Source organism: Mycolicibacterium diernhoferi, assembly GCF_019456655.1.
GTDB lineage: Bacteria > Actinomycetota > Actinomycetes > Mycobacteriales > Mycobacteriaceae > Mycobacterium > Mycobacterium diernhoferi.
Genome location: NZ_CP080332.1, coordinates 2,424,771 through 2,441,313, shown reverse-complemented (window position 1 = coordinate 2,441,313; position 16,543 = coordinate 2,424,771). Strand labels below are relative to the sequence as shown.

At 67.6% G+C, this 16,543-nt stretch carries 16 protein-coding genes; 2 read left to right on the top strand and 14 right to left on the bottom strand.

What is annotated here, in order from left to right; translation table 11 throughout:
* Positions 1–15: 15 nt before the first annotated feature.
* The 8 genes from K0O62_RS11480 to K0O62_RS11445 form a co-directional block, all read right to left on the bottom strand.
* Positions 16–885: a phosphatidate cytidylyltransferase gene (locus K0O62_RS11480; protein ID WP_073856105.1), complete on the bottom strand. Its 870-nt coding sequence runs from the start codon at positions 883–885 to the stop codon at positions 16–18.
* A complete protein-coding gene (gene frr, locus K0O62_RS11475; protein ID WP_073856104.1) occupies positions 885–1,442 on the bottom strand; it encodes a ribosome recycling factor in 558 nt (185 codons plus the stop codon). The genes K0O62_RS11480 and frr overlap by 1 nt, the downstream gene beginning before the upstream one ends.
* Before the next feature lie 25 nt (positions 1,443–1,467).
* A complete protein-coding gene (gene pyrH / locus K0O62_RS11470; protein WP_073856103.1) occupies positions 1,468–2,211 on the bottom strand; it encodes a UMP kinase in 744 nt (247 codons plus the stop codon).
* Between the two features lie 173 nt (positions 2,212–2,384).
* On the bottom strand, positions 2,385–4,361 hold the full coding sequence (locus K0O62_RS11465) for a primary-amine oxidase (RefSeq protein WP_073856102.1): 1,977 nt from the start codon (positions 4,359–4,361) through the stop codon (positions 2,385–2,387).
* On the bottom strand, positions 4,358–5,878 hold the full coding sequence (locus K0O62_RS11460) for an APC family permease (protein WP_073856101.1): 1,521 nt from the start codon (positions 5,876–5,878) through the stop codon (positions 4,358–4,360). Before K0O62_RS11460 ends, K0O62_RS11465 begins: the two co-directional genes overlap by 4 nt.
* Positions 5,875–6,594: an ABC transporter ATP-binding protein gene (locus K0O62_RS11455; protein ID WP_073856100.1), complete on the bottom strand. Its 720-nt coding sequence runs from the start codon at positions 6,592–6,594 to the stop codon at positions 5,875–5,877. The genes K0O62_RS11460 and K0O62_RS11455 overlap by 4 nt, the downstream gene beginning before the upstream one ends.
* Before the next feature lie 2 nt (positions 6,595–6,596).
* Positions 6,597–7,163 (bottom strand): ABC transporter permease, encoded by a 567-nt coding sequence (locus K0O62_RS11450; RefSeq protein WP_073856219.1) that lies wholly within the window; start codon positions 7,161–7,163, stop codon positions 6,597–6,599.
* A gap of 28 nt (positions 7,164–7,191) precedes the next feature.
* Positions 7,192–8,355: an FtsX-like permease family protein gene (locus K0O62_RS11445; protein WP_073856099.1), complete on the bottom strand. Its 1,164-nt coding sequence runs from the start codon at positions 8,353–8,355 to the stop codon at positions 7,192–7,194.
* A 170-nt stretch (positions 8,356–8,525) separates the two neighbouring features.
* On the opposite strand from K0O62_RS11445, the gene K0O62_RS11440 reads away from it, so the two are divergent.
* The gene (locus K0O62_RS11440) at positions 8,526–10,049 is read left to right on the top strand and encodes an alpha/beta fold hydrolase (protein WP_079244138.1); all 1,524 of its coding nucleotides are present in this window, start codon (positions 8,526–8,528) and stop codon (positions 10,047–10,049) included.
* Here the strand turns inward: K0O62_RS11440 and K0O62_RS11435 are convergent.
* The 3 genes from K0O62_RS11435 to rpsB all read right to left on the bottom strand — a co-directional run bounded on the left by K0O62_RS11435 (position 10,046) and on the right by rpsB (position 13,187).
* A complete protein-coding gene (locus K0O62_RS11435) occupies positions 10,046–11,440 on the bottom strand; it encodes an amidase (protein ID WP_073856098.1) in 1,395 nt (464 codons plus the stop codon). The genes K0O62_RS11440 and K0O62_RS11435 overlap by 4 nt on opposite strands.
* Before the next feature lie 90 nt (positions 11,441–11,530).
* The gene (tsf, locus tag K0O62_RS11430; RefSeq protein WP_073856097.1) at positions 11,531–12,346 is read right to left on the bottom strand and encodes a translation elongation factor Ts; all 816 of its coding nucleotides are present in this window, start codon (positions 12,344–12,346) and stop codon (positions 11,531–11,533) included.
* Between the two features lie 19 nt (positions 12,347–12,365).
* Positions 12,366–13,187, bottom strand: a complete 822-nt coding sequence (gene rpsB / locus K0O62_RS11425; RefSeq protein ID WP_073856217.1) for a 30S ribosomal protein S2 — start codon at positions 13,185–13,187, stop codon at positions 12,366–12,368.
* A gap of 302 nt (positions 13,188–13,489) precedes the next feature.
* Here rpsB and K0O62_RS11420 point away from each other — a divergent pair, with 302 nt between their 5' ends.
* A complete protein-coding gene (locus K0O62_RS11420) occupies positions 13,490–14,002 on the top strand; it encodes a M23 family metallopeptidase (protein ID WP_073856096.1) in 513 nt (170 codons plus the stop codon).
* Here K0O62_RS11420 and K0O62_RS11415 read toward each other — a convergent pair.
* The 3 genes from K0O62_RS11415 to K0O62_RS11405 are packed head-to-tail and all read right to left on the bottom strand — an operon-like array spanning position 13,962 to position 16,512.
* Positions 13,962–14,843: a metal ABC transporter permease gene (locus tag K0O62_RS11415; protein ID WP_073856095.1), complete on the bottom strand. Its 882-nt coding sequence runs from the start codon at positions 14,841–14,843 to the stop codon at positions 13,962–13,964. The genes K0O62_RS11420 and K0O62_RS11415 overlap by 41 nt on opposite strands.
* Positions 14,840–15,586, bottom strand: a complete 747-nt coding sequence (locus K0O62_RS11410) for a metal ABC transporter ATP-binding protein (protein WP_073856094.1) — start codon at positions 15,584–15,586, stop codon at positions 14,840–14,842. Before K0O62_RS11410 ends, K0O62_RS11415 begins: the two co-directional genes overlap by 4 nt.
* The gene (locus tag K0O62_RS11405) at positions 15,583–16,512 is read right to left on the bottom strand and encodes a metal ABC transporter substrate-binding protein (RefSeq protein WP_073856093.1); all 930 of its coding nucleotides are present in this window, start codon (positions 16,510–16,512) and stop codon (positions 15,583–15,585) included. Before K0O62_RS11405 ends, K0O62_RS11410 begins: the two co-directional genes overlap by 4 nt.
* Between the last annotated feature and the right edge of the window lie 31 nt (positions 16,513–16,543).

The window sequence follows — 16,543 nt, the reverse complement described above, 5'->3', positions numbered from 1 at the left end:
GGCGGCCCAGGGCGGCTACACCAACAGCGTCAGCACGATCCAGCCGACGACCGCCGAGGGCAGCATGGCGTCGATGCGGTCCATGATCCCGCCGTGGCCGGGCAGCAGCGTGCCCATGTCCTTGATCGCCAGATCGCGCTTGACCTGGGATTCGACCAGGTCCCCGAGCACACCGGTGATGACCAGCAGCACGCCGAGCGGCACACCGACCCAGGCCGGCTTGTCCATCAGGAAGGTCACCGACAGCACGGCGGCGGCGGTGCCGAACACCACCGATCCGCCCAGGCCCTCCCAGGACTTCTTCGGGCTGATCGCCGGCGCCATCAGGTGCTTGCCGAACAACACGCCGGCGACGTAACCGCCGATGTCCGCGAACACGACGGTCGCGATCACGGTGAACACCCGCGCGCCGCCGTCCTCGGCGAAGATCATCAGCGCGGTGAACGCGGCGAACATCGGCACCCAGGTGGCCAGCAGCACGGTGGCCGCGATGTCCCGCAGGTAGTTGACCGGCTGCTGGTGCAGACCCTGACCTATGAGGCGCCACACCATGCAGACGACGATGGTGCCGCCGTAGGCGCCGAGCAGGCCGGCGGCACCGAACGGCCAGGTCAGCCAGATCATCGCCTGTCCGCCGAGCAGCAGCGCCACGGTGGGCAGCGCGTACCCGTGCTCCCGCAGCCGGCGGATGACTTCGTGGGTGGCGATCGCGATGGCCACGGCCAGCAACGGCAGCCACCACAGCGGCGCGAACAGCAGCGTGCCGATCGCCATGGCGCCGAGGACGGCGCCGACGGCGATGGCGGCCGGCAGGTCACGACCTGCGCGCGATGTTTTCTTGGGTGGTTCGGCGTCTACCACGGGCATGCCCTGCTGAAAGGTCATCAGACCTCCAACAGCTCGCCTTCTTTGTGTTTCACCAGCTCATCGATCTGCGCGACGTAGGTCCCGGTGGTCTTGTCCAGATCCTTCTCGGCGCGACCCACCTCGTCCTCCCCGGCCTCGCCGTCCTTCTTGATCCGGGCCAGCTCGTCCATGGCCTTGCGGCGGATGTTGCGCACCGACACCTTGGCGTCCTCACCCTTGGCCTTCGCCTGCTTGACCAGTTCGCGGCGCCGTTCCTCGGTGAGCTGCGGGATCGAGATGCGGATGACGTTGCCGTCGTTGGACGGGTTGACGCCCAGGTCCGAGTTGCGGATGGCGTCCTCGATGGGCTTGAGCTGGCTGGCCTCGTAGGGCTTGATGACCACGAGGCGCGCCTCGGGCACGTTGATGCTGGACAGCTGCGTGACCGGGGTCGGAGAACCGTAGTAGTCGATGTTCAGCCGGGAGAACATGCCGGGGTTGGCGCGGCCGGTGCGGATCGACGCCAGATCGTCGCGGGCCACCGCTACGGCTTTCTCCATCTTCTCTTCGGCGTCGAAGAGGGTCTCGTCGATCACGGGTTCTCCTTAGGTGCGCAGCTGCTCAGGTGGTGACCAGTGTTCCGATCTTCTCACCTGCGACCGCTCGCGCGATATTTCCGTCGGTGAGGAGATTGAACACCAGGATCGGCATGCCGTTGTCCATGCAGAGACTGAAGGCGGTGGAATCGGCCACCTGCAATCCGCGGTCGATGACCTCACGGTGGGTGATGGTGGTCAGCAGTTCGGCGTCCGGGTTCTTACGCGGGTCGTCGGTGAAGACACCGTCGACGGCCTTGGCCATCAGCACCACCTCGGCGCCGATCTCCAGGGCGCGCTGCGCGGCGGTGGTGTCGGTGGAGAAGTACGGCAGGCCCATACCGGCGCCGAAGATGACGACGCGCCCCTTCTCCAGGTGCCGCCGCGCCCGCAGCGGGATGTACGGTTCGGCGACCTGCCCCATGGTGATGGCAGTCTGCACGCGGGTGTCGATGCCTTCCTTCTGCAGGAAGTCCTGCAAGGCAAGGCTGTTCATCACGGTGCCGAGCATGCCCATGTAATCGCTGCGGGTGCGTTCCATGCCGCGCTGTTGCAGCTGGGCGCCGCGGAAGAAGTTGCCACCACCGATGACCACGGCGACCTGCGCGCCGGCGCGGACGACGTCGGCGATCTGACGGGCGACCAGGGCCACCACGTCGGGATCCAGGCCGACCTGACCGCCGCCGAACATCTCGCCACCGAGCTTCAGCAATACCCGTCTGTACGCAGGCCGGATGACTCCCGGGCCGGCGTTGTCTGGTTCCGTCATCAGACTCCTAGCTGTCCCGACACACCGAATCGCCATCCAGGGCGATTCCCGCGCGGACGGCTCTTGCAATCCTGCCTCATGACGGCGTCCCGGCCACGTCGGGGTGGCCGGGACGCGCCGAATGGGTGGTTGGTAAGGGTCAGGTGCCGGCTATGGCCGCCCTCGGCGAACGCCTACTTGGCGTGACAGGCCTTCGGGGGTGACGGCGGCAGGTCCAGCGCCGGATTGCCGTCGAAGAACCCCACCGGCTTGAGTTTGAATCCGGTGTAGTGGCACGGCATCACCGGCCAGTCTTCGGGGCAGACGACGTGGTGCGCGCCGACGGTGTACCAGAGCACCACATCGGTGTCCTCCAGCGGCGCGTCGTCGGCCACGAACTGGGGCAGGCCCTGCGCCTCGGCACACTGGTACATGTAGTCCCCGGCGGCGTAGAGCTCTTTGGGGTCGTACTTCGTCACCCAGAGGTTGTGCTGCACGAACCGCGCCCGGTCATAGATCACCGAGCCCTCCTGCACCATCACCGGCACGATGTCCTTGGGCATCAGTTTGTAGCCCACCGGTGCGCCGAACTCGTTGAGCTTGGACGGGTTGACCACCTTCCAGTAGCGCCCGGTGGCGTGGTCCCAATCGCGGGCGCCCTCGGCCTCCGAGCCCACCAAGGTGTCCCGGGTGATCCACGCATTGTGGTGCGGGTTGAGCGCCGGATCCGGCTCCGGGATCGAATCGACCTCGTAGACACTGTTTCCCGGACCATCGACGCTCATGTCCATCCGGAAGTTGAAGAAGTGCTGATGATTCGGGCCGTACATCCCCGGGGCCACCATCTTGCCCCAGCGCGGCGTCTCCCCCTCGGGCACCGCACCGGTGGTCAGCACGCCGGTCAGCTTGACCTCCATCTCGATGGAGGCGTCGTTGTACAGGTACCAGAAGAAGCCGTACTCGTAGTTGCCGACGGTGCAGATCATCGAGATCACCAGTCGCCGGGAGCGCCGCACCTCGACCTCGCCGGTGCGGAAATCGGTGTGCTTCCAGGAGATCCCGTAGTCCTCCTCGTGCATGCAGATGGCGTTGGGGATGGTGACGGCGTTGCCGTCGGAGTCGTTGACGGTGCCGTCGAAGTAGAAGATCTCGCCCAGACAGTCGCAGCCCAGGGTGAGCGGGTTGGCCGAGAAGCCCATGCCCACCTCGCCCATGTCGAAGACGTTCTTGTTCCAATGCGTCGGCGAGGAATCCCCATAGGGCACCACCATCTCCGACAACGCGGCCCGGTACATGATGGGCCGCACGGTGCCGCGGTCGTCGTAGGTGATCTCGTGCAGCACCAAGCCCTCCCGCGGGTTGAAGCCGACCCGCAGGGACCACTTCTGCCACTTGACGTTCCAGCCGTCGACGGTGAAGCTGGGCCCGTCGGGCTGGGTGATCTCGATGGTCTTCACATCCTCGCGGAATCCGCTGAATGCCGGACGGTTGTCGGGGCTGAACATGAACTGCTCGGTGTAGTTGCCGCCCTTGCCCGGTAGTGCCACCACGCCGTGATCCTCGATGTCGAGCACGGTCATCGTGTCCAGATCGAAGGTGACGATCAGTCCCTCGACCGGGCGGGCGTACCCGTTCTCCGATGCTGCGGCCCGGATGAAGGTCAGCGGGCGGCAGATCAGCGGCGAGTTGTCATGGTCGTCCTGGGCGCCGTAATACCCGGCGGGCCAGGGATCGATCATGGCCAGGCTGAAGTCGGTGACGCCCCGCTTGCGCACCGCCTCCTGCCAGCGCGGGTCCTCACGCACCTTCTCCTCCACGCCGGTCATGTGCTCGACGAGGTAGGACGGGAACCGTCCCGGAATCGGCGTCCAGGAGTCGATGACCCGGGCCTCGATGTCGACGATGGCCTCGTAGATCAGCTTGGCCGCCGCGTCGTACATCGTCACGAACGCCTGCCGCGGAACATCCTGGCACCCCTTGAACGTCAGGTCAGCGGTCTTTGCCGGCTCGGCCAGCTGGATCATCACGAACTTCAGCGTCGGGGTGGCGTAGTCCGACCCGGTGATGACGGCGGCGGCCGCCTCGATCTCGGCCCCCGTCAGCGGGTCGAGCGGGTACCGGGTGGCACCCTCGGTGAGTTCGGTGCCCAGCACGGTGCTGTCCATCGTCATGTGGTTGGTTCCTCCGCTTCTGTTTTGGTGAGGTCGAATACGGCCAGATGGGCCAGCGCGTCGTCCTGGGACACCTTGCGCGCCGACCGGCGGCCGAAGACGTACACAGTGAGGCCGAGCGCGAACATGCCGAGGCTGATGCAGCCCACCCAGGTCATCCAGGTCGCCTGCGGGACATCGATCCACGGTGTGACGAACGAGTAGTAGATGCCGGCAACGGTGGCCAGCGAACCGACGATGACGGTGATCCACACTCCGGCCATGCCGCCGGGAATCCGCCAGAACTCCTCGTTGGCGTAGCGGTCCGCATACCGCTTGCGCGCCACGATGACCGGAACGAGGAAGAAGAACCCGGACAGCAGCCACACCGTACTCAAGCCGCCCTGCAGGTACACGGTGACATTGGCCATGCTGCTCTGCGAGTAGAGCCCGACCAGGATCAGCGAGGAGATGACTCCCTGGATCAGGATGGCGCTCACCGGGTTACGGGTGCGTGGATTCAGGTGGGTGAAGATGCGCGGCAGATGCCGCTCCAGGCCGGAGACGAAGATCAGCCGCGAGTAGGCCACCTGATAGGTCATCAGGGCCACGATCACGATGAAGGCCAGCACCACGGCGCCGATCTCCATCAGGCCCGGGAAGCCCGCGACGTCGAGCATGCTGATCACCCCGGTCACCGGGTCGATCTGATCGCCCGGCAGCGCCATCATGGTGCCGAGGGTGGTCAGCAGATAGATCGCCACCAGCGCGGCCGAACCCCACAGGATCATCTTCGGCCCGCTCTTGCGCACCGACAGGAACTCCGCACCCATGTTGTATGGCGTCTCCACCCCGAGCAGGTACAGCAGCACGGTGCCGTACAGGAATCCGGCCACCGCGAAGTTCGGGATGGTGGCCTCGGCCCAGCTGAACGGTGTCGCCGAACCGTTGTTGACCGCGAACAGCAGCCCGGAGACGAAGATGGTGAGAGTGAGCACGCCGTAGACGACGAACACGATGTTCATGATCTTCTGGTTGGCAGCGAGTTTGGCCAGCGCCAGCCCGATCACGGTCCACAGGATGACCAGCTGCAGGATGATGCTTGCGGTGAGCCCGATTTCGGCGTGGAAGGCCAGCAGCAGCAGTTGCAGCACGATCGCCGGCGAGGACGCGGCGTTGAGGATCACCGGCACCCAGGACAGGTACCCGCCGATGAAGCCCCAGGTCTCCCCCATGGTGCGGGTGGCCCAGATGTACACGCCGCCTTGGCCCGGCCACAGGTTGCCGAGTTCGACGACGGCCATGCCGGCCGGCACCAGGAAGGTCAGGATGCCGAGCACCCACATCGGGATCGCGGTCCAGCCGCCACCGGCCATCACCGAGGACCCGGTGATCCAGCAGATGATGAACACGTAGGCGGCGGTCAGGCCGAACGTGGTCATCACCTTGGGCAGGATCTGTTCGGGGACAAGCTCGGTGGTCATGAGCTTGTCCCGGTCGGCGGGGCCGGTCGGCGCCGCGTCGAGTTCTGCTGTCATACGATCTGTCCGTCCTTCATCCGTACGACACGGCTCGCTTCGTCGGCCACCGTGGGGTCATGGGTGCTGGCGACGACCGTGACGCCCAGCGTCGAGCACAGGTCGCGCAGCATGCGGACCACCGTCTCCCCCGTACGGTGGTCCAGGTTGGCCGTCGGTTCGTCGGCCAACACGAGGGTGGGATTGCTGATCAGCGACCGCGCGATGGCGGTCCGCTGCTGTTCGCCGCCGGACATCTTGGTCGGCTGGTGATGTATGCGGTGCCCGAGCCCGACGATCTCCAGCAACTCGACGGCACGCTTGCGCAGGGCCTTGCGGTCATACGGCTGGAACATCAGTGGCAGTTCCACGTTTTCGACCGCGGAGAGGAACGGGATCAGGTTATAGCTCTGGAAGATGAACCCGACGGTGTCGTGCCGCAGCGCGGCGAACTGGCTCTCGGTCAGCGTCGCGGTGTCGCGGCCGGTGATCGACACCGTGCCCTTGGTGGGCCGGTCCAGGCCACCGATGATGTTCAGCAGGGTGGATTTTCCGCTGCCGCTCGGTCCCATCAGGCAGACGAATTCACCTGGCATGACTTTGAGTTCAACGGCGATGAGGGCCTTGACCACCTCATCGCCGAGCTTGTGGAGTTTCCAGACATCGGTGACGTCGACCACCGGGGTGGGCTCGGTATCGGCGACCACCTGCACGGCGGTCTCATCGATGGCGGTCATGTCTACCCTCCGCTGCTCAGTGATCGGATCGGTGGCCGCGACGCGGCATTCCAGGTGGGGACGACGCTGGTGGCCAGGGCCGCGACGACGCTGAGGGCCACCGCAATCCCCGCCCCCAGGGCCAGACCGGTGGCCTCGACGCCACCGGGTGCGAACCCGCTGAGCGCCAGCACGATTCCGGTGATCGCGGCCAGGGCCGCACCGCCGGCGGCCCCCGCCACCGCCGCCAGCACCGGCTCGACCAGCAGCGCCGTCACGACCGGCAGCCGCCGGATCCCGTTGGCCCCGAGCACACCGAGTTCGCGGGTGCGGTTGGCCACGGTGCGGGTGGTCGCCACCGCGACCTCCACGACGCCGACGAGCAACACGGTGACCGCGATCAGCACCACCGCCGCGGCGATCTCATCGGCGTTGCCGAGCGAGGCCGCTTGAGCACTGATACCTGCCGACATCCCGAACACGATGACGACCAGGAACGCGCCGGTCGCGGTGGTGACCGCGGGCAGGATCATCTCGCGCAGCCGTCGCCGCGCCGACAGCCAGCCGTAGCTCAGCCCGTGTCTCATCAGCGCCGTCTCCTCTTCGCGCAAGCGCTCATCAGCGATCCCCCAGGAGATCGACGGGCCGCTGCTGCAGCAGCCGGTGCACGGGAACCAGCGCGCCGACAATGGCCATGGCCGGGATGAAGGCCGCCACCATGCCCGCGGCCTGGGCCCATGCGGCCAGCGTCGTGATCTGCGGGATGACCAGGGCGACAGCGACTCCGGCGCCCACGACGCCGACCAGGTAGGCGGTCAGGAAGACGATGCCGGATTCGACCAGGAAGAAGTACAGCACCTCGTCTGCGAGCCCGATGCTGGACATGATGCCGAACTCGCGCTTGCGCTCGGACACTGCAGCCAGGAAGGAGGACACCGCGATGACGAAGCCCAGGACCAGGCCGATCGTGGAGATGACCCCGAGGGTGGAACTGGTGACCTTGCCGGAGAACAGGGCGGAGAACTTCTGCTCGAAGGTCAACGGCCCCGAACCCCCCACGGCGTCGTAGATCAGGCCGGGCCCGCCGGGTTCGGGACGCACCGACGGATCGGCCGTCGACGGCAGCCCGGTGGCGGCGCCGAACACCTTGGCCAGATCGCGGCGGTGTTCCTCCCCTGCCGGTGCGGCGACCGTCCACCAACCGTTCTCCCCGACGACGCTGCGGGCCAGCTCTGTTGACACGGTGATGGATTGGCCGGTCCCGACAACCTCGACGATCACGGGCTTCCCGGCGATCGGCACGGTGGCTCCGGGTGCGACGCCGAGCCTGTCTGCCAGGCCCGCACCCACCCATGCCTGCCCGCCGGCAACCGAATCGGACCCACGCAGGGACACGGTGGCGCCGTCGACGGTGGTGGTGCCCGACAGCGTGCGGGTCGCGGCCCAGCCGGGCACGGTGACGAGGGCCGGCGCGGCTCCGTCGGCGATCAGCGCCTGGGCGCTCACGTCGTAGTGCACCCCGCCGGCCGGAACCACCCAAAGCTGCTCTGCACCAAGCACATCGGCGACCGAATCGGCACCGGTCATGGCGAAACTCGCCGAGATGGTGCGCACGACGGTGACGCAGGCGATCGCCAGGGCGATGCCGAGGACAGCGAGCACAAAGCGTTCCGGGCGCCGCCGGATGTTCGCGACCGCGAATCGGACCAGACACCCGAAGGTGTTTCCCGATGCGGTGGCGATCTCCGGTGACCGAACGATTGTGGGTGCGAAGGGCTCCACGGATCAGATGGTGAGCGCGTCGTGTTTCGTCGACCGAGCCCTGCGGTGTCCGTCTCGTTAACGGCATCGGGTCACGATTACGGGCGCGTATCCGCAGGCGCAACGGATTTCGTTGTCCGGCTGCGACGAATCGGCGTCGGATGCGGTCCGATCCGGCCTAGAGTCGTCGTGTGCGAAACCACGGCGCTGTGCTCGTCATGCTCCTCGCCGTGCTCACCGGCGGATGCGCGGGACCGTCCGGCTCCGAATCCACCCCGACCTCCGCGATATTCGAGGCGGCGCCGTGCCCCCAACCCAACGTGCCCGGTGTCCCCGCGGCCGACCTCGGGCCCGAATTCTCCTGCGGCTTCCTGACCGTCCCGGAGAACCGCAGCATCCCCGACGGACGCACCATCAAGGTCGCGGTGGCCCGCGCCGCCGCGCAATCACCGCAGCCCAGACCCGATCCGCTGGTCTACCTCACCGGCGGGCCCGGCGGCTCCGGACTGGCGCTCGGCAACAGCCTGGTCGGCATGGGCCTCAACCGGGACCGCGATCTCATCCTCGTCGACCAGCGCGGCACCCTGCACGCCGAACCCGCGCTGTTCTGCCCGGAGTTGGACGAGTTCAACGCCGCCGCGCTGAGCATGTCGACCCAGGATCCGGCCACCGGCGAACGAGGTCTGAACGCCCTGCGGGCCTGCCACGACCGGCTGACCGGCGACGGCATCGACCTGTCGGCGTTCAACACCCCCGAGAACGTCGCCGACATCGCCGATCTACGCACCGCGCTCGGCATCGCGGAGTGGAACGTCTACGGCGTGTCCTACGGCAGCGATATCGCGTTGCAGTTGGTGCGGGACCGCCCCGACGGGATCCGCAGCGTGGTGCTCGATTCTCTGGTGCCCCCGCAGGTCAATCTGGTCGAGCAGATGTGGCCCAGCGCGGCGGAGGGGCTGGCAGCGCTGTTCGACGCGTGCGCGGCCCAACCGTCCTGCGATCGCGCCTATCCCGATCTCGCCGGCCAGTTCAGCGCCACCGTGCGGCGGCTGGCCGCCGAGCCGATGGTCGTCAACGTGCCCGGCGCCGGGGACATCCCGCCCAGGCGCGTCATCGTCGACGGCTACCAGTTGGCCAACATGGTGATCTCCGCGACGCTGAACACCAGCGCGATTCCCGGTCTGCCCAAGGCCATTCACGCGTTCGCCACCAACGATGTGCCCACCCTGCTCGACGGTATGCTCGCCCCCGTCGCCACCGGTGCGAGCCTGGTCGGCGCCGGCCTGACCTACGGGGTGTTCTGCCGTGAAGGCGCGGCTTCGACCGATACGCCGACCGTCCTGGCGCTGGCGCAGCCCGCGCTTCCCGGCCTACCCGCCGAGGTCCTGTCGCTGGTGCCGCAGATACCCCGGATCATCGAGGAATGCGGCGTCTGGAATGTCGGCCGCGCCGATCCCGCCGTCCTCGCCCCGGTTCGCAGCGACATCCCCACCCTGTTGCTGACCGGCACCCTGGACGCGGTCACGCCTCCGAGTCAGGCCGAACTCGCTGCCGAGGGGCTGCCCAACGGGCGGGTGGTTCGCATCCCGGGATCGGGCCACGACGTGCTGAGCCAATCGCCGTGCGCGCAGCAGATCACCATCGACTTCCTCGATGCGCCAACCGATTACGATGCGGGATGCGCTGCGGCAGTGCAGGTGCCCGCGTTCGACTAGTCCTGGATGGATCGGAACGGGGCGGCTTCCTCGATCTCGTAGGCCAGTTCCAGCAGCCGCCGGTCCTGGCCCAGCGGGGCGCCGAACATCATCCCGACCGGCAGCCCGGACTCGGACCGCCCGAGCGGCAGCGAGATCGCCGGCTCGCCGGTGACGTTCTGCAGCGGCGTGAACGCCACCCAGTCCACGAGCCGGTCGATGATCTGGTGGTAGTCGGCGGTGGGGTCCAGATGCCCGATCCGCGGCGTCACATCGGCCAGCGTCGGGGTGAGCACCACGTCGTATCGTCCGGTGACCCGGGCGGTGGCCCGCCGGGTCCGGGCCAGGCGGGCCATCGTCAGCGGCAGCTTGCGCAGATTGCGGGCCGCGTGATCCTCCAGCCCGAGGGTGAGATTGTCGAGTCGGGTGCGGTCGAAACTCGGTCCGAACGTCCGCTTGCCGCCGCGCACCAGCGCGTAGGACAGCAGCGCCCAGTAGAGCAGGAAGTCCTCCTTGAAGCTGACCGGCGCCGGGTTGCCGATCTGGGTCACCCGGTGCCCGAGCCCTTCCAACAGTGCCGCGGTCTTCTCGGCGATCTCACGGACCTCCGGGCCAGCTTGGCGCACAATCGATTCCGTGCACACGGCAATGTTCAGCCGTTGCCGTCCGGGGGCGGTCACATCGCCGATCGGCGGGAGCTTCGGATTGCGCCAGAGCAGTTCGGCCTCCCGGTAGAAGGCCGCGGTGTCGCGCACCGAGCGGGTCAGCACGCCGTTGGCGACGATGCGGATCGGCATCTGGCGCATCTGCTTGTCCAGCGGCAGCCGTCCGCGGGAGGGTTTGAGGCCCACCAGCCCGTTGCAGGCCGCCGGGATCCGGATCGACCCGCCGCCGTCGTTGGCGTGCGCGATGGGCACCACCCCGGCGGCGACGAAGGCCCCGGACCCCGACGAGGACGCCCCGGCGGTGTAGTCGGTGTTCCACGGGTTGCGGACGGCGCCGAGGCGGGGATGCTCGGCCGAGGCGCTGAAACCGAATTCCGACAGCTGCGTCTTGCCCAGTGGCACCAGTCCGGTACCCAGGTAGGTGCGGGCCCAGTCGCCGTCCGTGGCGGCCGGTCGCGGCGTCCAGGCGTCGGTGCCCTCCATGGTCGGCATGCCCGCCACATCGGCGTTGTCCTTGACGAAGGTCGGCACCCCGGACAGGAAGCCGCCGTGCGGGGCGGCCGCGCGCGCGGAATCGAACGCCCGGTAGGCCAGCCCGTTGAGCGCCGGGTTGACGGCCTCGGCGCGGGCGATGGCGGCGTCGATCAGTTCTTCCCGGGACACCGAGCCGTCGCGCAGGGCGGCGACCAGCCCCACCGCGTCCAGATCGCCGAGAGCGTCATCGCCGACTGCGTGGATGCGAACCATGACCCGACGGTACCAGCACGTACCAGACGGTGGCCGCAAATGCAGAGAACCCCGCGCCACCGAGGTGACGCGGGGTTCTTCTGGGCTGGATCAGGCCTGGCCGACCTCGAAGCGGACGAACCGCGACACGGTCACGCCGGCCTCGTCGAGCAGCGCCTTGACGGACTTCTTGTTGTCGGACACCGACGGCTGGTCCAGCAGCACGACGTCCTTGTAGAAGCCGGTCACGCGACCTTCCACGATCTTGGGCAGAGCCTGCTCGGGCTTGCCCTCCTCCTTGGCGGTCTCCTCGGCGATACGACGCTCGTTGGCGACGATGTCCTCGGGCACGTCCTCACGGGTGAGGTACTTGGCCTTCAGCGCGGCGATCTGCAGGGCGACCGCGTGCGCGGCGTCCTGCGAATCGCCGGTGAACTCGACGAGCACACCCACGGCGGGCGGCAGGTCGGCCGCGCGCTTGTGCAGGTAGGTCTCGACCTGGCCGTCGAAGTACGCCACCCGGCGCAGCTCGAGCTTCTCGCCGATCTTGGCCGACAGGTCGGCGATCAGCTGCTCGACCGTGGTGCCGTCGACCTCGACGGCCTTGAGGGCGTCCACGTCGGCGGCCTTGGCGGCCGCGGCGGCGGTGACGACCTTCTCGGCCAGCGCCTGGAACTCGGCGTTCTTCGCGACGAAGTCGGTCTCCGAGTTCAGCTCGATGAGTGCGCCGTCCTTGGCTGCCACCAGGCCCTCGGCGGTCGCACGCTCAGCGCGCTTGCCGACGTCCTTGGCACCCTTGATGCGCAGCACCTCGACGGCCTTGTCGTAATCGCCGTCGCTCTCGGCCAGCGCGTTCTTGCAGTCCATCATTCCTGCGCCGGTCAGCTCCCGAAGTCGCTTGACGTCGGCTGCGGTGTAGTTCGCCATAACAGCTCTCTCCTGGAGATTAAGAAGCGTCGGTGGGGGTTTCGGCGGCAGCAGCGCCTTCGGCGGGGCTGGTGGTCGCACCGGCCAGCAGCTCCTGCTCCCACTCGGCGAGCGGCTCGGCCGGGGCATCCTGGCCGGCCTCGGCCTTGCCACCCGAACGTGCCTGCAGGCCCTCGGCAACCGCGGAGGCGATCACCTTGGTCAGCAGTGCAGCCGAACGGATCGCGTCGTCGTTGCCCGGGATCGGGTAGTCGACGACGTCGGGATCGCAGTTGGTGTCCAGGATCGCGATGACCGGGATGTTCAGCTTGCGAGCCTCGGCAACCGCGAGGTGCTCCTTGTTGGTGTCGACGACCCAGACGGCCGAAGGAACCTTGGCCATGTCCCGGATACCGCCGAGCGACCGCTCCAGCTTGTTCTTCTCACGCGTGAGCATGAGGATTTCCTTCTTGGTGCGACCCTCGAAGCCACCGGTCTGCTCCATGGCCTCCAGCTCCTTCATCCGCTGAAGGCGCTTGTGCACGGTCTGGAAGTTGGTGAGCATGCCGCCGAGCCAGCGCTGGTTCACGTACGGCATGCCGACGCGGGTCGCCTCTTCGGCGATCGATTCCTGCGCCTGCTTCTTGGTGCCGACGAACATGATGCTGCCGCCGTGCGCGACGGTTTCCTTGACGAACTCGTAGGCCGAGTCGATGTAGGTCAGCGTCTGCTGCAGGTCGATGATGTAGATGCCGTTGCGGTCGGTGAAGATGAACCGCTTCATCTTGGGGTTCCAGCGTCGGGTCTGGTGTCCGAAATGAGCGCCGCTGTCGAGCAGCTGCCGCATTGTTACAACAGGCATGGGTGCCTTGTCCTCTTGTTGTCGGTTGTCGTTCGGCACCGGGGTGGTGTCGAACCCTGGCGCCTGCTGCTGCCGGACCTGCCCGGTGAACCGGTCAGGACCGCCCGGCATGCTGGTGGCAACCCGTAAAACGCGATTGCCTGCAGACGCGCGAAGTCAGCCCACGGATGTGAGCTGCGGGGAAAAGTTTACACCGTCGGAACCTGTGCTTTTGCCACCCGAGAGGTACACAGTCCCCGGTTTGTCCACAGCGCGGGCCGCGGTGGGTACCCACGTCGGCGGGGATGCGCTGAACTGGGCTGATGAAGCTTATCGCGGCGCTCGCGGCGGCGATGCTGGCCGTTGCCGCCCCGGCGGTGGCCGAGGCCGGACGGCTGCACTGGCCGCTGCAGCCCGATCCCGCGGTGACCCGGGCGTTCGACGCACCCCGGCCGGACTGGACGCGCGGGCATCGCGGCGTGGATCTCGCCGGCGTCGCAGGTCAGCCGGTATACGCGGGTGCGGCCGGCACGGTGGTGTTCGCCGGCGAGCTGGCCGGTCGGCCGCTGGTCTCGGTGCAGCATCCGAGCGGGCTGCGCACCAGCTATGAACCGGTGCGCGCGGCGGTGCGGCCCGGGCAGGCGGTGCGCGCCGGATCCGCGCTCGGAGCGCTGCTGGCCGGGCATGCCGGCTGCCCGGTCGAGGCGTGCCTGCACTGGGGCGCGATGTGGGGCCCGGCCGCGCGGGCGGACTATGTGGATCCGCTGGGCCTGCTGGCCGAGATACCGATGGTGCTCAAACCGCTGGGTGGGAGTGGTCATGGCCTTCCGGGTTGAGCCTGCGGCGCCGGGCCGTGAGCAGTCCGTGCCGCGGACTGCCCAGGTAGGCCAACGCGAAGGCCACCCCGTTCGCCAGCACGACCATCGGACCGGAGGTGGTGTCCAGGTAGTAGCTGGCGTAGAGGCCGATCAGGGCACAGCACGCGGCCAGGGCCGGCGCGATGATCAGCATGCGGCCGAATCGGTCGGTGAGCAGGTAAGCGGTCGCGCCGGGGGTGATGAGCAGAGCGACGACGAGCACCACCCCGACAGCCTGCAGCGCCACCACTGCGGTCAGGGCGAGCAGACCGAGCAGTGTGGCGCCGAGCAGGCGGGGACGCAGACCGATGGCGTGTGCGTAGCTCGGGTCGAACGCATAGAGGGTGAGGTCGCGGCGCTTGTAGAGCAGCACGACGAGCACGATGGCACCGAGGACCGCGACCTGCACCAGGTCTGCGCGTGACACCCCGAGCAGGTTGCCGAAGATGATGTGGTTGAGGTCGACCTGGCTGGGGGTGACCGAGACGAGGACCAGGCCGAGGGCGAACAGGGTGGTGAACACCACGCCGATGGCCGCGTCCTCCTTGGTCCGGCTGGTGTCGCGGACCAGGCCGATGAGGGCCACCGCGATGAAGCCGAACACGATGGCGCCCAACGCGAACGGCGCCCCGACGATGTAGGCGAGGACGACGCCGGGCAGTACGGCATGTGAGACCGCATCGCCCATCAGCGACCAGCCGATCAGCACCAGCCAGCACGACAAGGTCGCACAAACGACCGAGGCGATCAGCGTGGTGGCGGTGGCGCGGACCATGAACTCCAGCCGCAGCGGGTCGATGAGGAAGTCGAGGATGGTCACCGGTCGCCCCGATCCTCGTCGAGGACGTCGAGACCGAAGGCGCGGGCCAGGTGTTCGGGCTGCAGCACCACGCTGGGCAGGTCATGCGCAAGTACCGTGCGCATCAGCAGGATTGCTTCATCGGCGAGCCCGGGCAACGCATGCAGGTCATGGGTGGACACCACGATCGTCGTTCCGTTCTGGGCGAGTTCGCGGAGCAGGGCGCTGATGGTGGCTTCGCTGCGTTTGTCGACGCCCGCGAACGGTTCATCGAGGAGCAGTAACGCGCCGCCCTGGGCGATGCAGCGGGCGAGGAACGCCCGCTTACGTTGGCCCCCGGACAATTGCCCGATCTGACGGTGTCGGTACTCGGTGAGGTCCACCCGCTGCAACGCCTCGTCCACCGCGGAATGATCGGCGGGCCGGGCCCGGCGCGACGGGCCCATGAACCCGTACCGCCCGGTCAGCACGACGTCGCGCACCGAGAGCGGGAAAGACCAGTCGATGTCCTCGCTCTGCGGCATGTACCCCACCAGGCCAGCCTTGCGTGCCTGCGCCGGGCCGCAGCCATGGATGCGCACCGTGCCGGTCTCGGGTCGGACCAATCCCATGATCGTCTTGAACAGCGTGGATTTACCCGAGCCGTTCAGCCCGATCAGACCGCAGACCCGGCCGGGTTGGACAGCCAACGTGACGTCCTTCAGGGCCGTCACCGTCCCGTAACGAACGGTGACCGAATCGGTTTCCAGCGCAGGGGTTGTCACGAGACCCGGTCTGCGGTGAGTGCCGCGGCAATGGTCTTCACGTCGTGACGGATCAGGTCCAGATACGTGGGTACGGGACCATCGGGCCCGGACAGCGAGTCCACGTACAGCACCCCACCGAAATCGGCACCGGTGGCTTCGACCACCCGCTGCATGGGCGCATCGGAGACGGTCGACTCGCAGAACACCGCCGGGACCTCAAACGTGTTCACGAAGTCGATCGTCGAGGCGATTTGTTGTGGGGTCGCCTGCTGTTCGGCATTGACCGCCCAGATGTACTTCTCGGTCAGCCCGGCGTCGCGGGCCAGATAGGAGAACGCTCCTTCGCAGGTGACCAGTGCACGCTGGTTGACCGGCAGTACGTCGAGCCGCTCGACGAGGTCGTCGTGCACCTGCTGGAGTTGCGTGCGGTAGTTCTCGGCGTTGGCGCGGTAATCCGCGGCGTGTTCCGGGTCGAGTTCCGCAAAGGCCGCGGCCATGTTGTCGACGTAGATCTGCACGTTCAGCGGTGACATCCAGGCGTGCGGATTGGACTGTCCGGTGTAAGCGTCCTCGGCGATGTCGATGACCTGGACACCGTCGCTCACCACCACGTGGGGGACGTCGACACCCGCCACGAATCGACCGAACCAGGCCTCGAGGTTCAGTCCGTTGTCGAGGATCAGGTCGGCACCGACGGCTTTCCTGATATCCCCGGGAGTCGGCTCGTAGCCGTGAATCTCGGCCCCGGGCTTGGTGATCGACTCGACCGTGAGATGGTCGCCGGCCACATGGGCGGCGATATCGGCCAGCACCGTGAATGTGGTGAGCACCACCGGACGATCCGCGGCCGCCTCGGTTCCTCCGGGTGCGCAACCGGCCACCAGCGCGACCAAGCCTGCCAGGGCCGTCGCTCGTGCCGCCAGCCTGCGGCCGTGTCGGCGCACGACTCCTCCTCGATATTTCGCTAATTCGATC

Coding starts and splice junctions, on each gene's coding strand:
- K0O62_RS11480 (WP_073856105.1), bottom strand. CDS start 885: ATGACCTTTCAGCAGGGCATGCCCGTGGTAGACGCCGAACCACCCAAG.
- pyrH (WP_073856103.1), bottom strand. CDS start 2,211: ATGACGGAACCAGACAACGCCGGCCCGGGAGTCATCCGGCCTGCGTAC.
- K0O62_RS11465 (WP_073856102.1), bottom strand. CDS start 4,361: ATGACGATGGACAGCACCGTGCTGGGCACCGAACTCACCGAGGGTGCC.
- K0O62_RS11460 (WP_073856101.1), bottom strand. CDS start 5,878: ATGACAGCAGAACTCGACGCGGCGCCGACCGGCCCCGCCGACCGGGAC.
- K0O62_RS11455 (WP_073856100.1), bottom strand. CDS start 6,594: ATGACCGCCATCGATGAGACCGCCGTGCAGGTGGTCGCCGATACCGAG.
- K0O62_RS11435 (WP_073856098.1), bottom strand. CDS start 11,440: ATGGTTCGCATCCACGCAGTCGGCGATGACGCTCTCGGCGATCTGGAC.
- tsf (WP_073856097.1), bottom strand. CDS start 12,346: ATGGCGAACTACACCGCAGCCGACGTCAAGCGACTTCGGGAGCTGACC.
- rpsB (WP_073856217.1), bottom strand. CDS start 13,187: ATGCCTGTTGTAACAATGCGGCAGCTGCTCGACAGCGGCGCTCATTTC.
- K0O62_RS11420 (WP_073856096.1), top strand. CDS start 13,490: ATGAAGCTTATCGCGGCGCTCGCGGCGGCGATGCTGGCCGTTGCCGCC.